Annotated in this window: 1 protein-coding gene; it reads left to right on the top strand. The window is 44.4% G+C overall.

From position 1 onward, the window contains the following. Positions 1-63 precede the first annotated feature (63 nt). Positions 64-1272, top strand: a complete 1209-nt coding sequence (locus MSG38_RS23935; protein ID WP_248402793.1) for an IS256 family transposase — start codon at positions 64-66, stop codon at positions 1270-1272. Positions 1273-1305: the final 33 nt, after the last annotated feature.

The following is a 1305-nucleotide window of genomic DNA, read 5'->3' as shown; positions in this document are numbered from 1 at the left end:
GAGATTGTCCTGAATTCTGTGTAACTGTCTAAACTTAAGCCTTAAAGGCTAAGGATGGACAGTATGGATAAGAAAGCACTTGAAGCTTTTGCTCGTGAAGCAGCTAAGTCAATTAAGACAGAAACTGATCTTGATGACTTCCGCAAAATGTTAACCAAGGTGACTGTTGAGACGGCATTGAATGTCGAGCTTGATGAGCACCTTGGTTACGAAAAACACTCCCCTAAACCTAGTTCTAACTCCCGTAATGGGTACTCCACCAAGTCGATTATCACTGATGATGGTGAAGTGCCGATAGACGTTCCTCGCGACCGAGAGTCAAGCTTTGAACCAAAGCTGGTTCGTAAGCATCAAACTCGCTTCCAATCGATGGATGACAAAATCTTAAGCCTCTATGCTAAAGGCATGACGACCCGAGAAATCGTAGCCACATTCAAGGAAATGTACGATGCGGATGTCTCACCAACCCTTATATCTAAGGTGACCGACTCTGTTCTAGAGCAGGTTGTTGAATGGCAATCTCGCCCATTAGATGAAGTCTACCCCATCGTCTATCTCGACTGCATTGTCGTTAAAATCAGACAAGATAAACAGGTCATCAACAAAGCCGTTTATCTTGCTCTAGGCGTAAACATGGAGGGGCAAAAAGAACTGCTTGGTATGTGGCTGTCAGAAACGGAAGGCGCTAAGTTCTGGCTTGCTGTACTAACAGAGCTACAAAACCGCGGAGTAAAAGACATTCTTATTGCATGTGTCGATGGTCTGAAGGGCTTCCCTGATGCCATTAATGCAGCATTCCCAAATACCCAGATACAACTCTGCATCGTCCATATGGTGAGAAACTCAGTCAAGTACGTACCTTGGAAGGACTATAAGGCTGTCACTGCTGATCTTAAGAAAATCTATCAGTCGAAAACTGAAGACGAAGCACTACTTGCCTTAGAGCAGCTCTCAGATAAATGGGATGATAAATACCCTCAGATAAGCCGCTCCTGGACAGCGCATTGGAATAACCTGAACACGCTCTTCAACTACCCTGAAGACATTAGGCGAGCGATCTACACAACCAACGCTATAGAATCACTTAATAGCGTTATTAGAAAGGCGATTAAGAAGCGTAAACTGTTCCCGACTGATGAGTCGGCAAGAAAAGTGATCTTCTTAGCGATCCAAGATGCGTCCAAGAGATGGACAATGCCAATCAGAAACTGGCGACAAGCCCTGAACCGCTTTATGATTATGTTCGAAGACCGACTCACTGAATATATGTAACCCTGACAGTTACACAGAATTATTTACAGGGTC

The sequence above is a fragment of the Vibrio sp. 1CM24A genome, from assembly GCF_023161725.1.
Lineage (GTDB): Bacteria > Pseudomonadota > Gammaproteobacteria > Enterobacterales > Vibrionaceae > Vibrio > Vibrio coralliirubri.
Note: the sequence above shows the minus strand (reverse complement) of the source record. Positions and strands in the feature narration are given on the sequence as shown.